Raw genomic sequence first — 26,056 nt, forward strand, 5'->3', positions numbered from 1 at the left:
CTTGTGATTAAAGTAACAATATATAAAAATCATTTATTCTAAGTTTTATGCAACACTAGTGATTAAAATTAATTAATTTTAATATTATTGCTATATTTCTGATCGCTCTATTTCCTGTTGTCTTGCATCCTGCCTTTTTACTCATTTCTTTTCCAATGGCCATTTTGGCTCTTCGTTATAGAAGAAAAAAAATATTTTACACAGTAACGGTTGTTGCATCGCTACTATTGATCACTCTTACTGCTTATGGGTACATGGGTTCGAAGTTTGGCTGGTTCACAGATGTGGAAGTCATTCCTCTTGAATCAGATTTGCCAGCTGAAGAAAAACAATCTGAGAATAGCATCCTTGAAGAACTCAATGAATGATCACGAAACTATTAAATATTAAATAGAAATAAGCTGGCCTATGATTTATTAATCATGGTCAGCTTATTTTAATTAATTATGTGTAACAATTAAATTATTTCCACTAATGGTTGAGACTAATTGAACCGTTCTGACACCACCGATCCATTGATCAATTTTGAACTCTAACGAAGCTTTTTTCTTGGTACTGAACAATTTTAATTTACTATAATAAACTCGACCTGTTGGAGATGAAGCTTTGGCATCACTTGCTTTAGTAATTAATTTATTATTTACTAAAATTTTAAAACTAGCATTCCAAATAAGAGCTTGAGAGCCTTTTATCAAATAGGATTTATTTTGTACGGTAGCAAAAGTATGAAACCCATTGCTTATATTAGTTTGAGATAAACTTGCAGGGACTTCTTCAACCGTTAATGTAACATTTGCTCCATCTGGCATTTCAATATTCCCCGATTGTTCTCCACCCTTTTCCAGATCATATGTAAAATTCTCTGCCGCTTCTGCAGATTGATTAAGTGACCAAATACCTATTCCCATTATCCATACCAATACAACAAAATATTTTTTCATATTCGTAATCTCCTTTTTATTTTTATTATAACTGTTATTTTTATTATGGCAAATAGGAACCGCTTTATTTACTTTTTCAAAATTAATTAACTACTTTTTATTAGCATTTTTACATTCTCAACTTATAGTTACTTTTAGAAAAAAAGTAAAAAGGACTAGTGAAAAGTAAAATACCACCAAATCCAGGTAATTCCAACCTTTGTTTGGCGGTATTTATATTTACTTACCCTTATATAATTTCAGCTATAAAAGGCTTACGTTCAAACTTCTCTCTTATTACACTTATAAAATTTTGGCCAAGAAATCTTGAGTTCTCTGATTTTTAGGGTGTTTAAAGATTTCTTCAGGAGTTCCTTGTTCAACAATATGCCCGTCATCCATAAAGAGTACTCTGTCTGCTACCTCTCTTGCAAATCCCATCTCATGCGTTACAACAACCATTGTCATTCCGGATTTAGCTAGTTCATTCATAACATTCAATACCTCTCCAACCATCTCTGGGTCTAATGCAGATGTCGGTTCATCAAACAGCATGACGTCTGGATCCATTGCAAGTGCACGTGCAATTGCAACACGTTGTTTCTGACCACCAGAAAGGCTAGATGGATAAGCATCCAGTTTATCCCCCAGGCCAACTTGTTGCAATAGTTGGGCAGCTTTACTATCTGCTTCGGATTGACTGATTTCTTTTGTTTGAACAGGAGAGATGGTCAAGTTTTTTTGAACAGTCATATGTGGAAAAAGGTTGAATTGCTGGAACACCATCCCCATTTTCTGACGCAGCTGATTAAGCTTTTGCTCATTCAAACCTGTTAATGATGTCCCTTCAAATACAATCTCCCCATCTGTGGGTTCTTCCAGTAAATTTAGACACCGCAGAAAAGTGGATTTCCCAGAACCAGATGGGCCAATGACAACTACAACTTCTCCTTGGCTAATTTCCTCGTTAATATCCTTTAATACTTCATTTTTTCCAAATGATTTTTTTAAATGTTTGACACTAATCATGATTCATTCTCCCTTCAAAATAATTCAATATTTTTGTCAGTGTAAAAGTCAGGAAGAAATAAACCAGCATCGTTATAAATAATGGTAGAATCCCTTTAAATGAGATCGAACGTACAACTCTTGTCTGGAAAATCAATTCTCCAACACCAATTACAGAAACAATAGAAGATTCTTTTATAACAGTAATAAATTCATTTCCTAATGCTGGCCAGATATTTTTCAACGCTTGTGGGAAAAGAATATATCTCATGGACTGACGCTTGCTCATACCCAAACTTCTTGCTGCCTCAGCCTGTCCACTATCGACAGAATTTAATCCACTACGGATAATTTCACAGATGTAAGCTCCACTATTTAAGGAAACAGCAATTATACCAGCTGTCAATGCAGGTAAATCAAAGAATACTCCTGCTCCAAAGTAAATGAACATTACTTGAATCATCAGAGGAGTACCTCTAACAAATTCTACATAAGCCGAACCCAGGAAACGAAGTAGTTTATTTTGAGTTAACCTCATAAGAGAAAGAATAAATCCAAGAACCATTCCCACTAATACACCAATAGCTGAAATCATGATTGTGACGAGCATTCCATCTAAAAAATATGACCAGTAAGTAGAAGCAAACCCGGTATCTGTCTCTTCTGCCATATACTCTCCAGCTACTGCAAGATAATCTTCTGTCAGATTATCCTGTTTAATTTCAGCAAGGCTTTCATTCACAGCTGCAACAAGAGAATCTTCCCCTGGTCTGATTGCAATTGCTGAGCCTTGGTCTTGTTCATCAAGCTCAAAATCACCTTCGAATGTATATAAGGAATTATCATTACCAGCATGAGCTTCTGCATTCGGACCCTGCATAACAATTGCTTCAATACGATTTGTCTGTAAAGCTAACAGCAGATCATTAATATTCCCTAGTTGCATCAACTCTACATCAGGAATCTGTTGTGCAAGCTCTTCTTGTAACGATCCCGTCTGCACTCCGACTGTTTGTCCAGCTAATGAATCAATAGAATTATAGATTTCCTTATCTTCTGCTCGAACCATAATATTCTGGAAAGTCTGATAGTAAATATCTGAGAAATTAACACTTTTACGACGTTCTTCAGTCGGAGTCATTCCAGCAACAATCATATCTACATTGTTTGATTCAAGCGCTGGTAATAAGCTATCAAATTCCATATCTTGAACAACTAGCTCTACTCCAAGATCATCAGCGATTTTTTCAGCAATCATAATATCCATTCCTACGACTTGCTGTTCACCATCTACCTCAGCATAAAATTCAAATGGGGGAAAATCTGCGCTTGTACCAATAACTAATTCTCCACTTTCTTGTACTCGAGCTAATGAACCATCTTCTGCGTATACGACATCAGTCGGTATAAACAACAGGATAGTAAGTATAAAAAAGGCAATAATAACTTTTAACTGTTTCTTCATTTTCTATTCTCCTTCACTTCATAATTAATAACCATTCGCATAAATAATGTATAAAGTTATTTATAATCAATTATTGCTAACGTTGAAAAATATCATACCATCATGTAGATAATTATGCAATATAATAAATAGAAATAGTTTATTTATTATATATAACTCTTTTTTATGCAATATAAATGTATATTTTTTGAGTTGCGGGAATTTTCTCGTATTCCGGGAAATCTTTCTATCAGCGAATTCTATCCCTCCTTGTTCTCAAGCTATTTACTCTTTCCCTTAACTTAATTAAGATAAAAATGTAAACGGAACCAAAATATTATAAATAGAAAAAAAGGAGTGTATAAATATGATGGAAAAACTCCAGCGATTTGGAGGTGCAATGTTCACACCCGTTTTACTATTTGCATTTAACGGGATTTTATTAGCTTTTTCAATTGCGATGCAAAGTGAATTAATATTAGGAACACTTGCAAGTGAAGGAACATTCTGGAGTAACATTTGGTCAGTAGTTGAGGCCGGTGGATGGACGATTTTTAACAATATGGAAATATTATTTGTGATCGGTCTACCAATTGGTCTTGCTAATAAAGCGAGCGCTCGTGCCGCCTTAGCTTCATTCGTTGTTTATATGACATGGAATAACTTTATTGCTGGCATTTTAGGCATTTGGGGAACCAATTTCGGTGTTGACTACTCCCAATCTGTTGGAGGGATCAGTGGATTAAAAGAAATCGGCGGAGTCAAAACGCTAGATACAAACTTGATTGGTGCATTAGCAATTGCCGGTCTTACTGTATGGATCCATAATCGCTATTTTGAAAAGAAACTGCCAGAATGGCTCGGTGTTTTCCAAGGAACATCTATGGTCGTCATCATTGGATTTTTTACTACCTTAATTCTTGCATTCTTGACTGTTTGGATCTGGCCACCAATCCAAGATCTGATTAGTCAGGCACAAGGGTTCATGGCTGGCAGTGGTTCAATTGGCGTTGGTCTGTACGTGTTTTTAGAAAGGATATTAATTCCAACAGGATTACATCACTTCATTTATCAGCCTTTTGAATATGGACCAGCTGTTGTTGAAGGAGGTCTTGTTCCATATTGGATGGAACACTTAAATGAAATTGCTTCTACTTCAGGAAATCTGAGAGATATTATTCCAGAAGCCGGATTTGGATTTCACAATGTTTCTAAAGTGTTTGCACCAATTGGCATCGGAACAGCTTTCATTGTCACTGCAAAACCCGAAAATCGAAAGAAAACCTTTGCTCTAGTTTTACCTACTGCATTAACAGCGATTATGGCTGGGATTACTGAACCATTCGAGTTCACTTTTCTTTTCTTAGCACCACAACTCTTTGCAGTACACGCCCTATTGGCAGCCTTATTAAGCTTCACCTTGTATTCATTAGGTGTATCAGCGGTTATAGGCGGGGGTTTACTCTCAAATATTTCTTATTTTATCGTACCTATGGCATCAAATCACCTAAATGCTGTTCTTCTATTCTTTGGGGTCGGTTTAGTCTTTAGTGTCATTTATTTCTTCATATTTAGATTTGCTATCTTAAAATGGAATATCAAAACACCAGGTAGAGAAGATACTGGAGAAGCAAAGATGTTTAAAAAAGCTGACTACCGTGAGAAGAGGGCAAAAGAAAAAAATAAACAATCTCATGACCAAGGCTCGAGCGATAATGACCCTATTGCTGATCTAGATCCAAATGCCCAAAAAGCAATTCATTTTTTAGAAGGATTAGGCGGGGGTAATAATATAACTAACATCAATAACTGTGCAACCCGTTTGAGAGTTAGTGTTGCGGATGAATCCCTCATTGCAGAAGATGGATTCTTCAAACAATATGGCGCACATGGTTTAGTAAAAAATGGAAAAGCACTGCAGGTTATTGTCGGACTAGATGTTCCTCAAGTTAGAGAATATTTTGAAAATGAAGTCGCAAAACAAAAAGATTAAATCTATAAAATAAAAGGAGTAGTTTATATGTCACTTAAAGAACAGTCAATATTAGTAGCCGGTGGAGGGAGTACTTTTACTCCCGGAATCGTGTTAATGCTTTTGGAAAATTTAGACAAATTCCCCATCCGTCAATTAAAATTTTATGATAATGATAAAGAAAGACAGCAGCAAATTGCCGATGCCACAGAAGTTATATTAAAAGAGCGGGCACCCCACATAAAATTCGTAGCAACCACAGATCCCGAAGAAGCATTCAGTGATATCGATTTTGTAATGGCTCATATTCGAGTGGGAAAATACGCTATGCGGGAAAAAGATGAAAAAATCCCATTAAAATATGGTGTAATCGGTCAGGAAACTTGCGGACCCGGCGGGATTGCTTATGGAATGCGTTCAATTGGAGGGGTTTTAGAATTAATTGATTATATGGAACAATACTCTCCAGAGGCGTGGATGCTGAATTATTCTAACCCGGCAGCTATTGTAGCTGAAGCGACCAGAAAATTACGTCCAAATAGTAAAATCATCAATATCTGTGACATGCCTGTCGGAATTGAAAATCGTATGAAAGATGTGCTTGGTCTAGAATCCAGAAAAGATATGACTGTAAAATATTATGGTTTAAATCATTTTGGATGGTGGACTGATATACGTGATAGAGACGGAAAAGACTTGATGCCTGAATTAAAAGAGTGGGTATCAAAAAATGGGTATATTACTCCTGATGAATTGAATGGGGCCGCTGAAGAAGAAGTCGAACCTAGCTGGTTCTATACATTTGGTAAAGCAAAAGAAGTACAATGGTTAGACCCCGATACTTTACCAAACACTTATTTAAAATATTACTTCTACCCTCAAGACGAAGTCGAGCATAGTGATCCCGAACATACTCGCGCTAATGAAGTAATGGAACACAGAGAAAAAAATACTTTTACTGAATGTAATAGAATTGCTAATATTCAAACAGCTGAAGATGCAAAACTTGAAGCTGATGAACACGCTACGTACATTGTTGATCTAGCAAGGGCGATTGCTTATAATTCAAAAGAACGTATGCTGCTGATTGTTCCTAACAAAGGTGCTATTGTCAACTTCGATGAGGATGCTATGGTAGAAGTCCCTTGTATCGTAGGTTCTCAAGGTGCTGAGCCTTTGACTCAAGGTGAAATTCCTCGATTCCAGAAAGGTCTGATGGAACAGCAAGTTGCTGTAGAAAAACTCGTTGTAGAAGCATGGACAGAAGGATCTTACCAAAAACTATGGCAGGCACTTTTCCTTTCTAAAACGATGCCAAACGCTCGAGTAGCGAAGCAGATTTTGGATGACCTGATAGAAGTAAATAAAGAATATTGGCCAGAATTAACTTAACTAAGTTTAAAAATCCATTCAAAAACCCGGTCCCTTATTTACTTAAGGAGCCGGGTTTTTATTTTATTTGAATTAAGTATTCTCAACATCTTTATATATTACAATTATAAAACTATTGGATTTTAATTTTCAAACAGAATAAATTCAAGAATATTTTAATTTAAATATCACACGCAGTCATATAGCAAACCATTTGAAATTGTTTAGCTTTTTTATTTTGCAATAAAATTCCAGTTATAAAAACTATATCTAGTATGATAAATGTAATCTTCCTATATTTGCCTTAAAAACTATTTACTAATTACATAATTTTATTAACCGATTACCTTTTGTCTAATCTTAGTATTTTATACCTTTCAAAATTGCTTAGTATGTTATACTTATACTATTATTCCAAGGGAGGTATCTGATGAATCTCGAGGCATTAATCAATCAGCATTATTCAGAATTAAATGAGAATGATTTACATATCGTACAGTATATGATGCAACATAAAGAAGCCATTAAACAAATGACGATTACTATGTTGGCGAAAGAAACATTGACCTCTAAGTCTAGTGTACTCCGACTGACAAAAAAGTTGGGATTTTCAGGATTTAGTGAATTCAAATACGCACTAAAAAGTAATGACGACACCAAATCTCTTTCGGCCACTTCTTTCTCAAGTTTACAAGAGACCGATTTAAACGGAACAGCCAAACTATTTAACCAGCAACAGATACGTCCAATCATTGAACATTTTCATTCTGCTAAAAATATATATTGTTACGGAACTGGTTGGGGGCAGCGGACAGTATTAAAGAATTTCAACCGTGGTATGATAGATTTAAAAAAATTCCCGCTATTACTAGAATCCTTAAGCGAATTTAAAGTAATCGTCCAGCGTGCTGTTCAACCAGATGATCTCATTATCATTGTCTCTTTAAGTGGTGATATAAAACAAACAGAACAAGTAACTCGACTTTTAAAAATGAAAAATATTCCTATACTTTCTATTACAAATTTATCAAACAACGTCTTAGCATCTATGGCAACCTATAACTTGTATTTTCAGAGTACCCCTGTCAACTACATGGGAGAAGACATGTACAGCCTATTGCCAATCTTCCAACTAATGGATTCTTTAAGAAGAGAATACGTAGATTATTTGATGGAATTAGACGAATCCAACTGAAAACGGACTACCTCTTAAAAAAAGGTAGTCCGTTTGTCGTATCAAACAAAAAGTATACTTATATTACTTTACGTCAACTACAAAGCATTCATAAGGCGCTAATGTACACTTTTTGGCATCCAATACTTGTCTATCATAGTTACTAAATTGTATTGTTGATTCTTTTGATATTTCCGGTAATTCGACAGTATTCTCTTCTGTAGAAAGATTTGCGATGACTAGTAACTTATTGTCAGTATATACACGCTCATACGCAAATACACTTTGATGATCTGGAAGCAATAAGTTATATGAACCCCTGACAACCGTCTCATTTTCCTTCCTATATTGGATTAAATCCTTATACAGATAGAAGACAGATTGCTCATCTGCTAATGTTTGTTCAACATTGATTTCCGTGAAATTCGGATTTACAGCTAGCCATGGTTCTCCAGTTGAAAAACCGCCATTCTCTTGATCATTCCATTGCATTGGCGTTCTTGCATTATCTCGCCCTTTATAATTGATCGCATTGAGTAAAGCTTCAGCTGTTTTACCATTCTCCATTTCTTCTTTATACATATTGATGCTCTCGATATCATTGACCTCAGAAATGTTTCCTACTGGTCGATTCGTCATGCCGATTTCTTCACCTTGATAAATATAAGGCGTTCCCTTCATCAAGTGTAAAAGAACAGCAAAACATTTAGCACTCTCTACACGAAACGCTTGGTCATTTCCCCACCTTGAAACGATTCTTGGAGTATCATGATTGTTCCAGAACAAACTATTCCAAGCCGTTTCACCCAGTGCGATCTGCCATTTGGAAAGGACTTGCTTCAGTTCAACTAAATCCAAGTCTTTCAGCGCCCACTTACTAATCGGCTCTTGGTCTAATGCGATATGTTCGAACTGAAATATCATAGATAGTTCTCCTCGATCTGAACCAGAGTAAAGTTCAGCATTCTCAGGCGTTGCACTCCATGTTTCTCCTACCGTCATTACGTCATAATGTCCAAATGTTTTTCGATTCATTTCTTGCAAAAATTCATGTAGTCTTGGACCGTTTCCTGTGATTTTTTCATCAGGCTTTTTACCAATCAAATCGATGACATCCATTCTAAATCCACCGATACCTTTTTCTAACCAGAAATTCATCACATTATAGATATCTTGACGCATCTTTTCATTTTCCCAGTTTAAATCGGGTTGTTTTTCACTGAAAAGATGCAAGTAGTACTGATCACTTGTTTTATCGTATGCCCAAGCGGAACCACTAAAAGTTGACTTCAAATCATTCGGCTCTTTACCTTTCACCGGATCTCTCCAGATATAGTAATCGCGGTAAGGTGAATCTTTCCCTTTTTTCGCTTCTTGAAACCAATGATGTTCGTCACTTGTGTGATTGACGACTAAATCCATGACGATCCGAATGGATCGTTTTTGAGCTTCAGCAATCAATTCATTCATATCCTCCATTGTTCCAAATTCTGGATGAATCGCCTCGTAATCACTGATGTCATAGCCATTATCATCATTAGGAGACTGATAGACCGGACTCAACCATATCGCATTGATTCCAAGTTTTTCCAGATAATCGAGTCGCTCAATGATCCCTCTGATATCTCCAATACCATCTCCATTTGAATCTTGGAAACTTCTTGGGTAAATTTGATAAACGACTGCTTTTTGCCACCACTTCACATTTTCACTTCCTTCACTTATTTTCTGCTTTTTCGATCATCTTTTTCAAGTCAAGCTCTTCCGTGTTTTCTACAAAGTAGTTAGCAGCTTTCATTGACTCTTTTGATCCTACACCAACAGAAAACATACCTGCATCATTGATGGCATCGATCCCTGCTTCTGCATCTTCGATGCCAATGCATTCTGCAGGTGACAAACCAAGTAGTTCAGCCCCTTTATAGAATATTTCAGGATTTGGTTTCCCATTTTTCAAACTATTTGGGTCGACAACTCCGATGAATTGATCCTTCACTTGCAGCTGTTCAAGGATGGTTGACGCATTTTTACTTGCTGAAGCAACCGACAATGCCAGGCCAGCTTCCTTTGCATCTAACAATAATTTTTTCATGCCTGGGCAAAGGTCTGCCGGCGTGATTCTCTCAATAAATGTTTTGTATTCATCATTTTTTTTACCAGCAAGCATCTCTTTTTCTTCCTCTGAGTAACTTTGATCTTTTCCTCCATGCTCTAAAATCAACTCTAGTGATTCAATACGGCTGATTCCTTTTAACTGCTCATTAAATGTTCGGTCAATATCGATACCGATTTTTTCTGCTAATGATTTCCATGCCAAGTAATGATATTCCGCTGTGTCTGTAATGACACCGTCAAGATCTAAAACTACTCCTCTAATCATGTTATCATCCTTCCAATCTTTTATACTGCTTAAATTTAATTTGAATTTTCTTCAATGGCGATCGTTAAAGTATCTTCCAATGTAACGGATTGACCGAACACTTCAAAAATCAGTGATTCTCCTACTTCTAACTGGAAGGTTACAGCAGTTTTTTCTACTGCCACGTTGAGTAATCTTTCTCGATAATTCAATTTAAATCGGTAACTATCCCATTGGTCTGGACAATATGGTGCAAATGATAATGTCCCTGTTTGTGTACGCATCCCTGCAAATCCTTGGACGATAGATAACCACCCACCACTCATCGATGTAATGTGTAGACCATCTTCCGTATCATTATTATAATTATCAAGGTCTAGTCTTGCTGTTCTTTCGTACATTTCAAATGCTTTCTCTTTTTTACCGAGTTCAGATGCCAGTATAGAGTGAACAAGCGGTGATAAAGAAGACTCATGAACAGTCATCGGTTCATAGAAGTTAAAGTTCCGTTCTTTCTCTTCTTGACTGTAGTGATGATTCAAGAAATACAGTCCTTGTAGAACATCTGCTTGTTTGATGAATGGTGATCTCAGTATCTTGTCCCATGACCAGTTCTGATTAATAGGACGTTCTGAGGGATCAAGGCTGTTAACCGGTCGCAAATCTTTATCTAAGAATGAATCGTGTTGAACAAAAACAGCTAACGCTTCATCTTTTGGTAGATACATATTGCCGCTGATGTCTGTCCATTTTTGTTGTTCTTCTTCGCTGACCTTCAATTCTCGGATTTTATCATCCGTTACTTTTTCTAATGTTTCCAACGTATATTGCAGACACCATTGTGCCATTGTATTGGTGTACCAGTTGTTGCTGACGTTATTCTCGTACTCATTAGGGCCTGTAACCCCATGAATCATATACTGTTGTTTTCTTGCAGAATAATGGACGCGATCTGCCCAAAATCTAGCAATACCAACGAGTACATCAATCCCTTGGTTCAGAAGATAATCTTCATTTCCAGTATAAGTTGTGTAATTAAAAATACCATGGGCAATCGCACCATTACGGTGAATTTCCTCAAAAGTAATTTCCCATTCGTTGTGACATTCGATCCCAGTGAAGGTTACCATTGGATATAATGCACCTTTAAGCCCTTGGTTCGCTGCATTTTCGTAAGCTTGTTCGAGTTGATTATGGCGATAGACGAGTAACTGTCTAAAAGTTCCTTCATTCGTAACCGACAAGTACATTGGCAGAATACAAGCTTCTGTATCCCAGTATGTTGCGCCGCCATATTTTTCCCCGGTGAAGCCTTTTGGACCCACGTTCAAACGAGGATCTTCTCCGTAATAGGTTGAGAATAATTGGAAGATATTAAAGCGAATCCCTTGTTGACTGGCGTCGTCTCCACTGATTTGAACATCTGCATTATTCCAGCGTGTCTCCCATTCAGCTAAGTGATCCTTCAAGACACTTTGTAGCCCTTTATCCATAGCAGATTTAACAATATTCGCAGCTTTTTCTACTTGCTGGTCTGCTGCTACATCACGGCTCGTTATGACCGCTATATATTTAGTGAGTGTTAGCTGATCCCCTGCTTTTAATGGATAGAAAAAGCGTTCGCCTACATACATGGCTTGTTCTTTTTCAGCATTTTTTTTTGCTGATTCAGACTGATTACTCATCATTGTCGTTACTGTGAAGCGCTCTGTTCCGAAGGGGTTCTCTTTTGTTTTTGTTTTTAAAAATGGAAAAGGCTCATGTCCTTTTTCCAGTTCATTCCAAAATTGTTCTTCGTAGTTACTGTCTTCATTCACAACATTTCCATCTAAGTTCGGAATCAATGTTAGTTCAGCAATCCCCGTCTGCATCTCTACTTCGATATTGACTACTGCTAGTTCTGTTGTATGAGCACTGACGAAGCGTGTGAAACGGAATAGAATAGCTACTTCTTCTTTTTTCCATACAAACGAGCGTCTCAGAACGCCTTCTTTCATGTCTAACTCTAGGTGGAACTGTTCAACCGTATCAACAGCCAAATCTACTTTATGTTCATCAACGTAGATATCAACTGGAATAAAATTGGTTGCATTAATCACTTTTCCAAAATAGTCAGGATAACCGATTTTCCACCACCCAACTTTTGTTTTGTCTGGGAACCATACGCCAGCAATATACGTCCCGATATGGGTATCCCCAGAATAGCCTTCTTCGAAATTTCCTCTTAAACCCATATATCCATTTCCTATGGCTGTAAGACTTTCTTGCAGTCTTTTATTATCGTCTATTGTATCCGATGTTAATTTCCACGGATCAATCCCAAATAATCTCTCCATTTATTATTTTCACTCCTGTACTCTAGTTTGATCTTTTTCATCGTTAAATTGTGTTTTAAAGTAAATTAACAACAGTATAATCAATAGACCTGTCGTTTGAATTGTCATCATCCAGATAATATCAAACTGAATCAATCCATATAATAAGGCAAGTATGGTTGGTAAGCCTAATCCGTAAAGAATGATCGCTACAGATTCTTTGTATGTCGTAATGGACGTTAAGTGACTCTTTTTCGTCAAGTACAAAAAGACAGCAGATCCTAGCGTTAAAGCGACTAACATAACAAGTGTCATACATGAAATCAGAAAAGTAAGTGCCGCTACGATGTAAACACGATTATTGATTCTCCATTGTCGGTTCATTTCTGTTTTTATTTCTTCTACTGATGCACCCTCTATTGTGAAGTCTTTCGTATAGTTGACAGTTAATTCAGGTTTACCATGTTCTCTAATTGTAAAAAGCGTTGGCTCAAAAACAATTGCAACGTCACTATCTACTAATGGCGCGCCCGTTTGATCAATTACTACCACACCTCCTGCTTTTGTCTGAACGGTCGATTGACCGATCGCTAACGTACCATTTTCTATAGGAATGTCAGCAAGTGTTTCAGCAACTTCATCGTCGATCAAACCAAAAGCTTCAGGATAAAACGTCTCAACACCAATTGTGTCGGTCTGCGCAAAATTCAGTGAAACGGGTATCGTGATCAATGCGTTTAAGAAAATTAACACAATCACGATTGTTGGCCACCCAATGGCCTTACGATTAAAGAAAGCACGCTTAGGTGTAAAAATATTCGCAAAGTAATTTAATGGAAAACTGTCTGTCCTCATATTCATTCCTACTTTTCAGACTCATTTATTTTATATATTATCCTTTAGTTCCACCTGCTGTTAAACCAGATACAAAGTGTTTTTGTAGATAGAAGAACAAAATACAGATAGGTAAAGCAATCAAGATTGCTCCAGAGGCGAATAAGGTCACCCGCTGTTCTCTTGGATTACTGATAAACGTTTGTAGTCCAATGGCTACCGTATACACTTCCGGTGTTCTAAGCAAGAATCTTGCTAGCATGTATTCTCCGAATGGGCCCATGAAAGCCCAAAGTGCTTGAACAGCAATCATTGGCTTAACCAACGGGAGAATGATTTGCCAGAATGATCTTAAGTGTCCTGCACCGTCTAATTTAGCTGATTCATCTAACTCAAGTGGTACAGTATCGAAGTACCCTTTCATGAGCCAGGTATTCATGGGTATACCCCCACCAATATAAATAACCGTTAAAAACCAGTGCGTATTCAATCCTCCAACGAGAAGTGCCATAACATAGAACGCTGTCAAAGCAGCGGTTGTTGGAACCATTTGAATGATCAAGAAAAATTTGATACTTTGTTTTCTTCCAATAAAACGGTACCGACTATAAGCGTATCCGGCTAGCGTGATTGCCGCTACTTGAATGACCATCGTCGTTCCCGCAACTTTCAAGGTGTTCAAATACCATGTGCCATAAAGCGTATTATTGAATAATCGAGAAAAATTCGCTAGAGACCAAGGCCCTGTAAAGTTTAAATCGAAGGCCATAATATTGCCCGTTCTGAAAGCAGAAGTAACTGTGATCAAAAGAGGATAAATAATGACGATCGATAGACCGATCAGATAAGCGTAAGAAAAGAGTTTGTTCCAGAAACGAGAATTTTTCTGTGTTTTGATTCGTTTTGGTTTATTCATGTTAATCCTCCATTTCAAAAGCGCGTGTCCGGCTGAAAATAATCATTGAAATCGTAATGACGATTGCAGAAATAATCAGTGTGACGGCTGCTGATATGTTGTATTGCGGTGATGTTCCGGTCGTTAGTTTATAAATCCATGAAATCAGGATATCTGTCGATCCTGCACCACTTCCTACACTTCCGGGACCCCCTTCGTTAAATAGATAAATCAAGTTGAAGTTATTAAAGTTACCGGTATATTGTGTAATAAAAATAGGTGCTGCTACTGCAAAAATATGTGGCATAGTGATATGTTTGAATTTTTGTATCGCTGTTGCTCCATCAATAACAGAAGCTTCGTACCAGTCATTTGGTATAGACTGTAAAATACCTGAAGTTAATACATAGATGTACGGATATCCCACCCATCCTTGAATCATAATGATGGCAATTTTCGTCCAGAAAGGATCTGTTTTCCAAGATATCGCTGGGATTTCAAGGAATGGAATAATCTGATTGAAGAAGGGAATCACTTGCGTATTGATTGCACCCACACTGGGGTTAAAGATATTTGAAAAAGTCAGAATCGTTATGAATGCCGGAACTGCCCAAGGCAACAACATAATCACTCCGAAGAACCGATTGAATCGAATATGCGGCTGATTAAGCACTAATGCTGTGAATACACCAATGATCAGCTGCAAAGTCGTTGCAGCTAGCGTCCAGATAATCGTCCAAGAGAAAACGGCAAAAAATGTATCTCGATAAGCGGTCAGCGTAAAAATGCTGCTGAACGTTTCAAATCCTACCCAGTCTATTAAGTTTGCTGGTGGGACATTTTGAAAATTATAGTTTGTAAAAGCAATGAATATCGTTACCAGTACTGGGAATACAATGGCAAAGATCATAACCAAGTAAGCGGGTATCGTTAATAAGTAAGGAAAGCCATTTTCAAAAACACTAACGGCTGTGGCTTTAACAGTGTAATTGACTGCGTTTGGGTTAACGATTCTTTTCTTCGCCACACGGTTAGCATCCATCATAACGGCTGCCATAAAGACAAGATAAATCAATATAATCAAAATTTGAATCGTACCTTCAATCAGTAAGAACAAAGAGTGATCTTCTCTAGGAACCGTACCTAGTGTAATCAGACCCTGAACTGCGCCGGCGCCAAATAGTATTAATTCAATGACGAATCCAGCAAATATAACAAGAAATAATGCACCTTTTACAAGCTGCTTATTGTAAAGTTGACCTAGCCCGGGAATAATAGAGAGCAGCATTGCAGTACGGACTTTTTTCTGATCTTTATCAGATAAAAGTGAATGATCATTGTTTTTAGTTTCCAACCGTAACACATCCTTTCAATGATAAAAACGGCAGAGATCATCCTACTATCTCTGCCGAATCATCTAGTCTTCTATTTAAAGATTAATATTTTTGTTCGATGTTTTCTTTGATGATTTGTACAGAATCATTTGCTGCCTCTTCAGCTTTTTTATTTCCAGATCCTGCATCAAACATCATTGATTCAGCGCCTGTCCAAACTTCCGCCATTTCTGGAATATTGGGCATTGGAACGGCATTATTGTATTGTTCGATAACAGCTACAGCTAATTCGTCCTCTCCTGCTTCGTTGATGGCATTTCGTGCATTCTGGTTAGCAGGAATTTCATTTGTGTAGTCTTCGTATAGCATCATCATATTTTCTTCGTTAGTTACGAAATCAACAAATGCTGCTGCAGTTTCATAGTTTTCAGTGTAGGAAGGAACCACCCAGCCTTTACCACCAGCAAAAGGTGCATATTCGTTTCCATTAGGTAGGGTAGGGATTGCTGCTACGCCAAGATTCACACCACTATCTCTGTAGTTGGCTGCGCCCCAAGGACCGTTGATAACAGCTGCTGCATTTCCTTGAATGAATTGATCATCAATGAAGTCACCGGCACTTGTTACATCAAGCATCCCTTCTGGCCATACATCATTGAACCACTTTTGGGCATATTCAATGCCTTCAATTGCTTCAGGTGAATTCAAACCAATGTCAGATGTATCTTCACCGTCTTCTCCGAATACATATCCGCCGAAACCAGAAATCAATCCATAAGAATTATAGAAATCGACCCAGTTTGCTAGGAAAGCTGTACTCGTGTCTGCTTGTCCTGAAAATGCATACTGCTCATCTTCTGTAAGAGCTTCCAATTCATCAAAAGTTTCTGGTGGTGTATCCATCAAATCTTTATTATAGAAAAGAACCAACGATTCAATCACGAATGGTGTACCATAAACTGTATCATCTACTGTTACTTGCTGTTTATCTGTTTCATCATATCGACCATCATCAACAAGTGTCATTTCAGATAAATGACCTTGTTGACCCATACCACCAATTCGATCATATGGAGATAGCAGAACATCTGGAGATAATCCTGCTGGACCATCTAAAGGTACAGCTTCTAATGTATCAAACATATCTCTTTCAGATACGGTGACGTCAACATCGTATTCTTCTTCAAATGCAGGAACGATCGCTTCAACGAACTCTACGTAATCTTCACCAACACCTACTTCAATCGAACCACCGATTTCACCCGTGGCTGCGCCATCATTTTCTGTTTCACCTTCTGAACCAGAACTATTATCTGATCCATTCCCACATGCTGCGAGTAGAAGTGCTGCTGAACCTGCCATTGCTAATTTGTAAAATTTTATCATTTGTTTTTTCCTCCTCTAACTTTCTTTCCCTGTCTTCATTTTCAATTATATTTTATTACCATAACATTGCAATCGTTTTCTTTATGTTACCGGTATCAGTATTTTATATCCGTTTTTTTCTAGTTATTTTCAAACTTGTAAAGTTTATAAGATGCAGAAGCCAACACTATCGCGTTTCCTATAAGAATAGGCTGTTGCTCTAATAGGTCTCTTCCTTTTCTATTTTTCAATTCCGTGATCTCGATGCGCTCCTGTTCCTGAGATTGATTGATCAAAAGATACAGCGCTTGAGTCTTTGTCTTCTTTTTCAAGACCAGTAAATATTCTTGAACTGCTAAAAACTCAAATTGGTTTCCTGCAAACAAGGCCAGATCGGATCGTCTCAGACTAGATAGCCGTTTAATGAGTGTTTTAAAATCTACACTAAACTCGTCAGTCCATTGCATCGGTTTTCTATTAGTTGGATCTTCTCCACCATCCATACCGATTTCAGTGCCGTAATATAAGCAAATCGATCCTGGCAATAAGTAAAGCATGACCAGACATAGTCCTGTTTTTTCACGGTCATAACCAGCGTATTCGTATAGCCTTGGTGCATCGTGGCTGTCCAACAGCGTCAGCATACCTTGATTAACATTTTCTGAGTATTGTAAAAGTGCCTGTACAAATTGTTCCTGAAATTCAAGCGTAGATAATCGATTCGCTGCAATCCATTCAAGAATCGGTTTCCCTAAAGGATAGTTCATTACGCCATCCAGTTGATCTCCATGTAACCAAGCATCAGCTTGATGCCAGATTTCTCCCACGATGTAACAGTCTGGACGTACATCTTTCAAACGCGCACGCAGTATTCTTAAAAAGGCATGATCGATTTCATTGACCACATCTAGTCGCCATCCATCAATGTTATATTCCTCTATCCAGTATAATGCGACTTTTATTAAATAGGTTTGAACGTCTTTATTAAGTGTATTCAACTTTGGCATATTGGGTGTAAAATGTCGATAATGGTCAACCATTCGAGTATCCTCTTCATCTTCAAGTGGAAACTGTTCGATATAAAACCAGTCTTTATAAATAGACTGCTCCCCATGTTTCAGTACATCTTGAAAAAAAACTGACTGGTCTCCGATGTGGTTAAATACGCCATCAAGCAAGACTCTTATACCAAGCGCATGTGCCGCATCCACCAGTGATTTGAAACTTTCTTTAGTCCCAAAACTCGGATCTATTTCCATATAGTCCTCAGTATCATATTTGTGTGCTGTTGGACTTTTAAAAATCGGTGTAAGATAAATACCGGAGATACCTAAGTTCTTTAAGTAGGGTAATTTCTCTCTTATACCATCTAGTTTCCCGCCATGAAAATCATATTGACCAAAATGTTTTGAGCTTCCCCATGAAAGATTTCCGGGATCATAGAAACGGTCTGGCATCACTTGATACCAGATCGTCTTATTAACCCAACTTGGTGCTTGAATGACTTCGGATTCGTGCATATACGGAAAAGCAAAGTAACTATTGATATCATTTTCAATAAAGCGATCTTCTGGTGAGAACCAACCTCTTTCGATATATAACAAACTCTCCTGTTCTGCTTCTAGTAAGAACCCGTATCGCATCTGATGGTTTGACGGATGATGCTCAACCTGCCAGTAAATGTAGAGAGCTGTTTGATAGATCTTTTTCATACCTATTTTCGTTTTTTTCCAGTAATAGCTCTTTTCATCCTTTACCCATCCATCCGGATGATCCGTCAATAATGCGGCACTCTCAACATCATGTGCTGTCCGAAGTGTCAGACACATGGTTTGCGCATCTTTCATATATGCATAAGCACTATTCGCTTTGTGGTAAACCGCTTGTTGATTCAATCCATTCACCCTTTATTCTCTCGGCTTGATTTAATTTCTGACTAAATGCGAAGACTGAACTTTCATGCGTTTCATTCTTTCTTTTGTTCGTTGACGTTTTTGTTCGGTCCGCATGCGTTTTTCTGCTTCTGTATCCACATGATAATAAACCACGAAACCATTCTCATGAAGAACCGCTTGATTGTCATAATGAACTGTTGCTGCCTCCAAAGATAATACGGCATCCCTCGGGAGCATATCTAAAAAGGCATCGTCTTTGTCTTGATTGAAATAAAAAATCAATGATTCATTTCCTAATGTTCGTTTGAATCCAATTAATTGTTCATCGTCTCGAACATCATGCCATTCGACTTCTCCATAGGTCAGAATCTTCTGATAATGTTTTCTAAAAGCAATTAGGTTCTTTGTAAAATCCAACATCTCTTGGTCTTGTAGCTCTTCCTCCCATATCATACATTTTCTACAATCAGGATCCATTTCTCCATAAAGACCGATTTCCGTTCCATAAAAAATACACGGTGTTCCTTTTTGTGCAAACATAAAAGCAAGTGCTGATTTAACCAGTTCTTTATCGCCTTTAGCTTTTGTCAATAAACGAGGTGTATCATGCGAATCTAATAAATTAAACATCACTTCCGATGTTTGCTGTCTGTATAACATCATTTGAGCATTCAAGCCAGATACCATTCTTGATGGTGTGATGATTTTTTTCAAAAAGTAGTTTTCAATGTTGTCATTAAACGCATAGTTCATGACTGCATGAAACTCGTCTCCGTTCAACCATTTTTGTGACGAATGCCAGATTTCACCAAGAATATAGATATCCTCTTTCACTGCAGTTGTTTCTTTGAAGAACTTTTTCCAAAAGAAATGATCCACTTCATTGGCAACATCCAAGCGCCATCCGTCAATATCAAAGGCTTCTATCCAGTATTTTGCAATAGCCAATAGATAGTCCTGTACTTCTTGGTTTTCTGTATTCAATTTCGGCATATGTCCAGTAAATGCAAAGGTTTCATAGTTAACTCGTCCAACATCTTCTAACTCCTCTGTCGTCAAGTCACCAAGATTATCGACAGGGAAGCTGTGTATATAAAACCAATCTTTATATTTAGACGCTTCTTGATGCTTCAATACATCTTGCCATTGTGGTGAATGCCAGCCTAGATGGTTGAAGACAGCATCCAGCATAATCTTGATGCCCCTTTCGTGTGCTTTATCAACTAACTCTTTAAAGGTTTCCTTGTCTCCAAATCCAGGATCAACCTCGTAATAATCGATTGTATCGTATTTATGATTAGAAGAGGCTTTGAAGATCGGACAGAGATAGATCCCATTGATCCCTAGATCTTCTAAATAGTCCAATCTGTTAATCAAACCTCTTAAATCTCCACCATAAAAGTCATCACGCGATGGGTTCTCTTTATCTCCCCACGGTAATGTTCCTTCAGGATCAATAGAGGCATCGCCATTTTCAAAACGATCCGGAAATACTTGATACCAGATTGTATTCTTCACCCATTCAGGTGCTTTGAATGCATCGATTTCGTGGATATAGGGAATTCTAAAATAAAAACTAGCCTCTTGTAAAAAGGCTTCATCATAGGGATAAACACCTTGATCCGAATAGAATACTTCAATCCCATCTCGACCAGTTACGTGGAATCCATAAGACATACGATTGGTTTGCTCATGTGTATCAATTAGCCAGTAATCATGTAAATTCGTACTCGCAATTTTTCGCATTTCTTTTCCATTCTCATACCATTTGTCACCTTCAATTGTGTATGGATCTCCACTTAACAGTTCGACTTGTGCAACGTCGCCTGCTTGTGTTCTTAGACGGATATGGAAGTGATCTTTTTCGTATAAATAGGCATGTTCACTTTCTGTTCGATGGTACAGTGCTGCTGTATTCATTGTATTGACTCCCTTTATAATGTAGTTTTGATAACAAGCGAAGCGTAAGGTGATAGCCTAATTGTTCCTTCACCATAGCTGTACTTTCCGACGATCAGTACGGCATCTTGATCAGAAAACAACGGTAAGTCGATTTCACTTTCTTGAGTTTCACCGCTTAAATTGGACAAAACGAAGGCTTGTTCATTTTCATAGACTCGTCTATAAGACATGATCGGACTTTTAGAAACTAGCATTTCATAGGCTCCATGGGTAAATAATGCCTTTTTTTTCACTTGAATTAGCCGCTTGTAAAATGTCAGAATACTTGAAGGGTCTACTTCTTGTACAGCAACGTTGTACATTCTTTCTTGATTCACGCCACTCCAAGGCTCTACGGTAGAAAATCCAGCAAATCGTTCATCATTCCACTGCATGGCACCTCTACTTGCATTGATACTGATCGAACTTAAATAATTTCGCGCTTCCTCTTTGGAAATTCCTCTATCCAGTAACGTTGTATACACTTCATGAATGCGTTCGATGCGCGTATTTTCCCAGCGTTTCAATTCGAGGTTCTTCATACCAATTTCTTCTCCATTCAGCATAACTGGTACGCCACGTTGAAGATACATAACTACTGCAAGTGTTTTGGCACTTTCTTCTCTAAACTCCGTTGGATCCCCTAGTCGAGAAACAGCTCGCTGCATATCATGATTGTTCAAGTAAAGTGTCATTTCACTGACTTCTCCAACCTTACGCTGCCACTCATCCATCACTTGTTTAAAAGCTGTGACATTTAATTTACCTTCTTGACTTTCTAACGGAAAACGGTTATCCTTCTTCTTTTCATCCATTGGAAAGTATTTGAAGGATACGATAGAGTCACACGCTTTACCTTTTGGAAACGTATAGTTTACGGCTCTTTCTGGAACTGCGGATGCGGCTTCTCCTAAGAGATAAGCATTTGGATATGTTTCCCGAATGCGCGCAGAAAACTCTCTCAGGTAGTTATCTACCTGAGGCAAATTAGCAAAAAATTCTTCTGCACTAACTAATTTACCAGGATCTGCATAGCGAGCATCAGGATAGCCAGCCGCTTTTTCCATATGGATAAAAGCATCCAGTCTATATCCGTCAATGCCCTTATCGAGCCAAAATTCCGCTACTTTAATCATTTCTTTTCGCACGGCTTCATTCTGCCAATTCAAATCTGGCATCTCTTTATCAAAAAGATGGAAATAATAAGCACCTGTTTCAGATTCTTTCTCCCATACCGATCCCCCAAAAAAAGATTTCCAATTATTTGGCAACTTTTCTTTTTCCTCTTCTTCCTTCCATATGTAATAGTCCCTGTAGGGATTATCTGGTCCTTTAAGTGCTTCTTGAAACCAGTAATGTTTAGAAGAAGTATGATTTAGTACAAGATCAAATAAAATTTTAAGTCCTCTTTTATGTGCTTCATCAATTAATCTTGCAACTAAGGTCATATTGCCATATTGTGGATCAACCGTATAATAATCAGATATATCATACCCGTTATCCACATGTGGAGAAGTGAAAATTGGATTCAGCCAAATCGCCGTTACACCCAATTCTTTTATATAATCGAGTCGCTGAATTACTCCATTTAAATCCCCAATGCCATCATGATTTGTATCCAAAAAACTTTTCGGATAAATCTGATAAATAATTTCTTCACTATTTATCTGTGTATTTCCCATCAAATCCCTCCTGTTGAAGCGGTTTCAATATTATTCTAGCATCTACTTTAAAAGAAACAAGGTAATCTTTGTTGTTACCGTTAACAGAAAAAACCAGCGCTTATGAGCGCTGGTTTCATTTGACCATTTTTATAACCATTTAAACAAAGGGGTCTCTAGTGGTGCCACCCAGTTTTAATTCCGTTTCAAAAATGGCGTTTTCTTGTGGAAGACCAGCTGCATTGACTTTATTTAGTACCAATTGAGCAGCTGCAACACCCATTTCATCAAGTGACTGCTTGAGTGTGGTGAGAAATGGATAAGCAATTTGATCTAGAAAGACACCATCGTGTCCAATAATACCAAACTCTTCTGGAATTTCCCCACCTCTTTCTTTCAGTTCTCTACTGATCCCTAAAGCAAGTCGATCTGAAGCACAAATAAATAATGTATTCGGCTCGAAATTTGTCCAGTTTTCCTTAATAAATATTGCTGCATAACGAGATCGATTTTCCAGTTTAACCACTTGCTGCTCTAAGCCGAAACGCGCCATCGCAAGTCGATAACCTTTCTCTCTGGAACGAGCAAAAGGCTCTGCAACATCCATCCCCACAAAGATAATCGTTTCGTAATTGAGCATCACCCCGTACTCTACAGCTCTTTCAATACTTTTTTGATTATTACTGTCTACAAAATCATAACCATGCGTATTCTCTCCAAACAGCACCATAGGCTTATCAAGTGTATTCAACCATTCATAGTCTGCTTCTCTCATACCACAGACAATGTAACCATCAGAATCTCCTATTTTCGTATTTCGTTTCGTAACCAATTGCAGACCATATGAATGCTTATCTAATTCATTGGCGATTCCGACAAGTAGCTGCATATAATAAGGCTCAACATAATCCATTTCCTCTAAAATCAATAATTTAATGATTTGAGTACGATTGTTTGCCAACGCTTTGGCCATCACATTGGGTTTATAATTCAATTCTTTCATCGCGGCATGAACCATTAGTTTCAGTTCATCGGTTACTTGATCAGGATGGTTGATCACTCTAGAAACTGTCATTTTAGAAACATTGGCTTTTTTTGCCACATCATTTAGTGTTGGCAATAAGATCATCTCCTTTCTAATAATTCATCATCGTATAATTAGTGAATACTGATTTTTGTCTAATCTTTTCGTCCAATTAATTCTAGCACATCAGAATTAAGGTCGCTATAACTTGTAACATACTGACTCTTTATTCTCAGAATATTTTAAAGGAATCATTTTCATTACTACTTGATTTTTCATCACAAGTACTTTATAACAAAACTAATATATTGACAAGTTATACTATCAGATGTCCCTTAGCGAATGAAGAACATTGGTTAAAGTCGAACGTACGTAAAAGTATTTATTTTATCCAAAAAGAGAGCTAGAATACTTGTTTCAAAACATAAAAACACCTTTAAAATAGTATAATCAAAAATACACCATCTCAAAAATCGGTTCTCTGTCAAACAACGTTGATAGAGAACAAAGTCAAACAGTAATAGATTTTGGAAGAGGATGTACAACGAGCTTACGCTGCTGTATGTTCTCTTTCTTTTTCTATCATTTTGATTTTATTTCTGATTGTTTTTAAATTGAAGTGCAGGATAATGCGATTTTTATAGTGAATAAAGTTCCCATAGCCATAGGCTACCCGGTTCAATACCTTTCTTTTGTTTATGTATGCCGTAAGACACGCAGTTATCTTCGAAAATCATATTTTTGTCTTGAATATCCAGTACTTTTTGCATATCATTTGATGTAGGCAAGTGAGTTCCTCCTAAGGATGTTTGGTTTTGGTCAACTATTATTCTACAGGAGAGCTCACTTGTTTTCTATTTTCTGAGACAAAAAAAGACGCCAGTGATTTCTCACCAACGTCATATATTATAGAACCCTTTTATATAAGAAAATAACTAGATATAAAGTATACTCGCCTTTTTGACGTATATCCTTTAAATTCTGTTTGTATACTGATTCTGAAAATCTACTACAGCTTCATATTCTTGTTCATATAATCGACTCAAACGAATAAAGATCGGCAGCAGTTCTTTATATACTAATCCTTTTTCTTTATCTGGGTGATTAATGGTTCTTGTTTTGACCATCTTTTTAACTTCAGATAAGTCATCAATTTCTCCCATTGCATACAAGCCTAAGATTGCTGCGCCTAGACAGGCACTTTCGACAGTTTCAGGTACGTGGACTTCCTGTCCAAAAATATCTGCGACCATTTGTCTCCAGACAGCCGAATGTGCAAATCCTCCGGTTGCTCGGACTTCTTTTGGAGTACCGATCAACTCTTCTAACGCTAAAAGAACCATATATATATTCATATTGATTCCTTCAAGCACAGCACGCATCATATGTTCGCGCTTATGATGCATGGCCAGTCCAAAGAATGATCCTCTAGCATTAGCATTCCAAGATGGCGCTCTTTCTCCAGATAAATACGGATGAAACAGCAATCCTTCAGATCCGGCTGCTACTTGATCTATGCGGTCAGTGATTAGGTCGTAGGGGTTCTGATTTTGTTCTTTTGCTATCTTGACTTCCTCAGAACAAAATTCATCTCTCAACCATCTTAGTACCATTCCCCCATTATTAACGGGACCACCAATGACCCAGTGGTTTTCAGTTAGAGCATAGCAAAATGTTCGTCCCTTTTCGTCGGTGACTGGTTTATCTGTTACTGTTCTAATCGCACCACTTGTGCCGATTGTTATCGCTACTTCACCAGGCATCACAGCATCTACACCGAGATTAGCTAGACATCCATCATTCGCTCCTATAATAAAAGGAACTTCTGAACTTATACCCATTTCATCAGCAAGTATTGGGGCTATACCTTTATATTGAGATGTAGTAGGTACCAGCTTAGAAAGCTGATCTGGACCAATTCCCGCAATTTCTAACGCTTCAGCATCCCACTCCATTGTGTAGATATTTAAAAGCCCAGTTGCCGAAGCGATGGAATGATCTACTACGTACTCATTAAAAAATGCTTTAAATACATATTCTTTAATTCCTATAAATTTAGCAGTTTGTTTGAATATATTCGGCTTTTCTTCTCTAATCCAGCTAATGTTAGTCAAAGGAGACATAGGATGGATTGGTGTCCCCGTTTTTTTATATAATTCTAATCCTGTTTGTTTTTTTATTTTCTCTGCATATGGTTCGCTTCTTTGATCTGCCCAAGTAATGGAAGGTGTCAATGGATTTCCTTCTTTATCCACTGCAATCACACTGTGCATAGCTGCACTAAATGAAATTAATTTCAAAGCATTTTTATCGATTTCACTTCTTTTCATTACAGTTCTGATTGATTCTTTTACTGCCTCAAGTATTTCTTTCGGATCTTGTTCAGCAGCCCCTGGTTCTGGTACATTCAGTGGATACTCTACTGAAGATTGCTGAAATGCATTCCCTTTAAGATCAAATAAAACAGCTTTCGTACTAGTCGTTCCTATATCTACACCAAGCATGTAAGATTTCACATTGATTTTCCTCTCTAGTAACGATATT

Annotated in this window: 20 protein-coding genes; 4 read left to right on the forward strand and 16 right to left on the reverse strand. The window is 37.5% G+C overall.

What is annotated here, in order from left to right:
* The first annotated feature begins 155 nt into the window (after positions 1 to 155).
* Positions 156 to 368 (forward strand): hypothetical protein, encoded by a 213-nt coding sequence (locus tag BM212_RS12380; protein ID WP_143744887.1) that lies wholly within the window; start codon positions 156 to 158, stop codon positions 366 to 368.
* 72 nt (positions 369 to 440) lie between these two features.
* Here BM212_RS12380 and BM212_RS01410 read toward each other — a convergent pair whose 3' ends face one another.
* The 3 genes from BM212_RS01410 to BM212_RS01420 form a co-directional block, all read right to left on the reverse strand.
* The gene (locus BM212_RS01410; RefSeq protein ID WP_091895542.1) at positions 441 to 941 is read right to left on the reverse strand and encodes a DUF5626 family protein; all 501 of its coding nucleotides are present in this window, start codon (positions 939 to 941) and stop codon (positions 441 to 443) included.
* Between the two features lie 282 nt (positions 942 to 1,223).
* On the reverse strand, positions 1,224 to 1,949 hold the full coding sequence (locus BM212_RS01415) for an amino acid ABC transporter ATP-binding protein (protein WP_072693878.1): 726 nt from the start codon (positions 1,947 to 1,949) through the stop codon (positions 1,224 to 1,226).
* A complete protein-coding gene (locus BM212_RS01420) occupies positions 1,942 to 3,393 on the reverse strand; it encodes an ABC transporter substrate-binding protein/permease (protein WP_072693876.1) in 1,452 nt (483 codons plus the stop codon). Before BM212_RS01420 ends, BM212_RS01415 begins: the two co-directional genes overlap by 8 nt.
* A 346-nt stretch (positions 3,394 to 3,739) precedes the next feature.
* On the opposite strand from BM212_RS01420, the gene BM212_RS01425 reads away from it, so the two are divergent.
* From BM212_RS01425 to BM212_RS01435, 3 genes are all read left to right on the forward strand, one after another.
* Positions 3,740 to 5,365 (forward strand): alpha-glucoside-specific PTS transporter subunit IIBC, encoded by a 1,626-nt coding sequence (locus BM212_RS01425; RefSeq protein WP_072693874.1) that lies wholly within the window; start codon positions 3,740 to 3,742, stop codon positions 5,363 to 5,365.
* A gap of 27 nt (positions 5,366 to 5,392) precedes the next feature.
* Positions 5,393 to 6,736, forward strand: coding sequence for a 6-phospho-alpha-glucosidase (locus tag BM212_RS01430; protein ID WP_091895604.1), 1,344 nt, complete (start codon positions 5,393 to 5,395; stop codon positions 6,734 to 6,736).
* Between the two features lie 409 nt (positions 6,737 to 7,145).
* Positions 7,146 to 7,910, forward strand: coding sequence for a MurR/RpiR family transcriptional regulator (locus BM212_RS01435; protein ID WP_091895607.1), 765 nt, complete (start codon positions 7,146 to 7,148; stop codon positions 7,908 to 7,910).
* A gap of 63 nt (positions 7,911 to 7,973) precedes the next feature.
* Here BM212_RS01435 and BM212_RS01440 read toward each other — a convergent pair whose 3' ends face one another.
* The 13 genes from BM212_RS01440 to gntK all read right to left on the reverse strand — a co-directional run bounded on the left by BM212_RS01440 (position 7,974) and on the right by gntK (position 26,028).
* Complete coding sequence (locus BM212_RS01440; protein WP_143744888.1) at positions 7,974 to 9,593, reverse strand: glycoside hydrolase family 13 protein; 1,620 nt, start codon at positions 9,591 to 9,593, stop codon at positions 7,974 to 7,976.
* Between the two features lie 13 nt (positions 9,594 to 9,606).
* Entirely contained in the window at positions 9,607 to 10,269 is a 663-nt protein-coding gene (pgmB, locus tag BM212_RS01445) for a beta-phosphoglucomutase (protein ID WP_091761671.1), read from the reverse strand.
* A gap of 35 nt (positions 10,270 to 10,304) precedes the next feature.
* Positions 10,305 to 12,584 (reverse strand): glycoside hydrolase family 65 protein, encoded by a 2,280-nt coding sequence (locus BM212_RS01450; RefSeq protein WP_091895613.1) that lies wholly within the window; start codon positions 12,582 to 12,584, stop codon positions 10,305 to 10,307.
* 9 nt (positions 12,585 to 12,593) lie between these two features.
* Positions 12,594 to 13,418 (reverse strand): DUF1189 family protein, encoded by an 825-nt coding sequence (locus BM212_RS01455; RefSeq protein ID WP_177206267.1) that lies wholly within the window; start codon positions 13,416 to 13,418, stop codon positions 12,594 to 12,596.
* Between the two features lie 37 nt (positions 13,419 to 13,455).
* Positions 13,456 to 14,313: a sugar ABC transporter permease gene (locus BM212_RS01460; protein WP_091895618.1), complete on the reverse strand. Its 858-nt coding sequence runs from the start codon at positions 14,311 to 14,313 to the stop codon at positions 13,456 to 13,458.
* A gap of 1 nt (position 14,314) precedes the next feature.
* Positions 14,315 to 15,580: a carbohydrate ABC transporter permease gene (locus BM212_RS01465; RefSeq protein WP_091895714.1), complete on the reverse strand. Its 1,266-nt coding sequence runs from the start codon at positions 15,578 to 15,580 to the stop codon at positions 14,315 to 14,317.
* A gap of 148 nt (positions 15,581 to 15,728) precedes the next feature.
* Positions 15,729 to 17,012 carry an extracellular solute-binding protein gene (locus BM212_RS01470; protein WP_091895620.1) on the reverse strand — a complete coding sequence of 428 codons (1,284 nt, stop codon included), beginning with the start codon at positions 17,010 to 17,012 and terminating at the stop codon, positions 15,729 to 15,731.
* Positions 17,013 to 17,131: 119 nt separating this feature from the next.
* Complete coding sequence (locus tag BM212_RS01475) at positions 17,132 to 18,886, reverse strand: glycoside hydrolase family 13 protein (RefSeq protein ID WP_143744889.1); 1,755 nt, start codon at positions 18,884 to 18,886, stop codon at positions 17,132 to 17,134.
* Between the two features lie 30 nt (positions 18,887 to 18,916).
* Positions 18,917 to 20,806 carry a glycoside hydrolase family 13 protein gene (locus tag BM212_RS01480; RefSeq protein WP_091895624.1) on the reverse strand — a complete coding sequence of 630 codons (1,890 nt, stop codon included), beginning with the start codon at positions 20,804 to 20,806 and terminating at the stop codon, positions 18,917 to 18,919.
* Between the two features lie 14 nt (positions 20,807 to 20,820).
* On the reverse strand, positions 20,821 to 22,509 hold the full coding sequence (locus BM212_RS01485; protein ID WP_091895626.1) for a glycoside hydrolase family 13 protein: 1,689 nt from the start codon (positions 22,507 to 22,509) through the stop codon (positions 20,821 to 20,823).
* 139 nt (positions 22,510 to 22,648) lie between these two features.
* Positions 22,649 to 23,608: a LacI family DNA-binding transcriptional regulator gene (locus BM212_RS01490; RefSeq protein ID WP_091895628.1), complete on the reverse strand. Its 960-nt coding sequence runs from the start codon at positions 23,606 to 23,608 to the stop codon at positions 22,649 to 22,651.
* 542 nt (positions 23,609 to 24,150) lie between these two features.
* Positions 24,151 to 24,300 carry a hypothetical protein gene (locus tag BM212_RS12560; protein WP_177206268.1) on the reverse strand — a complete coding sequence of 50 codons (150 nt, stop codon included), beginning with the start codon at positions 24,298 to 24,300 and terminating at the stop codon, positions 24,151 to 24,153.
* Positions 24,301 to 24,486: 186 nt separating this feature from the next.
* The gene (gene gntK / locus BM212_RS01495; RefSeq protein ID WP_091895630.1) at positions 24,487 to 26,028 is read right to left on the reverse strand and encodes a gluconokinase; all 1,542 of its coding nucleotides are present in this window, start codon (positions 26,026 to 26,028) and stop codon (positions 24,487 to 24,489) included.
* Positions 26,029 to 26,056 lie beyond the last annotated feature (28 nt).

It is taken from the genome of Marinilactibacillus piezotolerans (genome assembly GCF_900114235.1).
In the GTDB taxonomy this organism is placed as follows: Bacteria; Bacillota; Bacilli; order Lactobacillales; family Carnobacteriaceae_A; genus Marinilactibacillus; species Marinilactibacillus piezotolerans.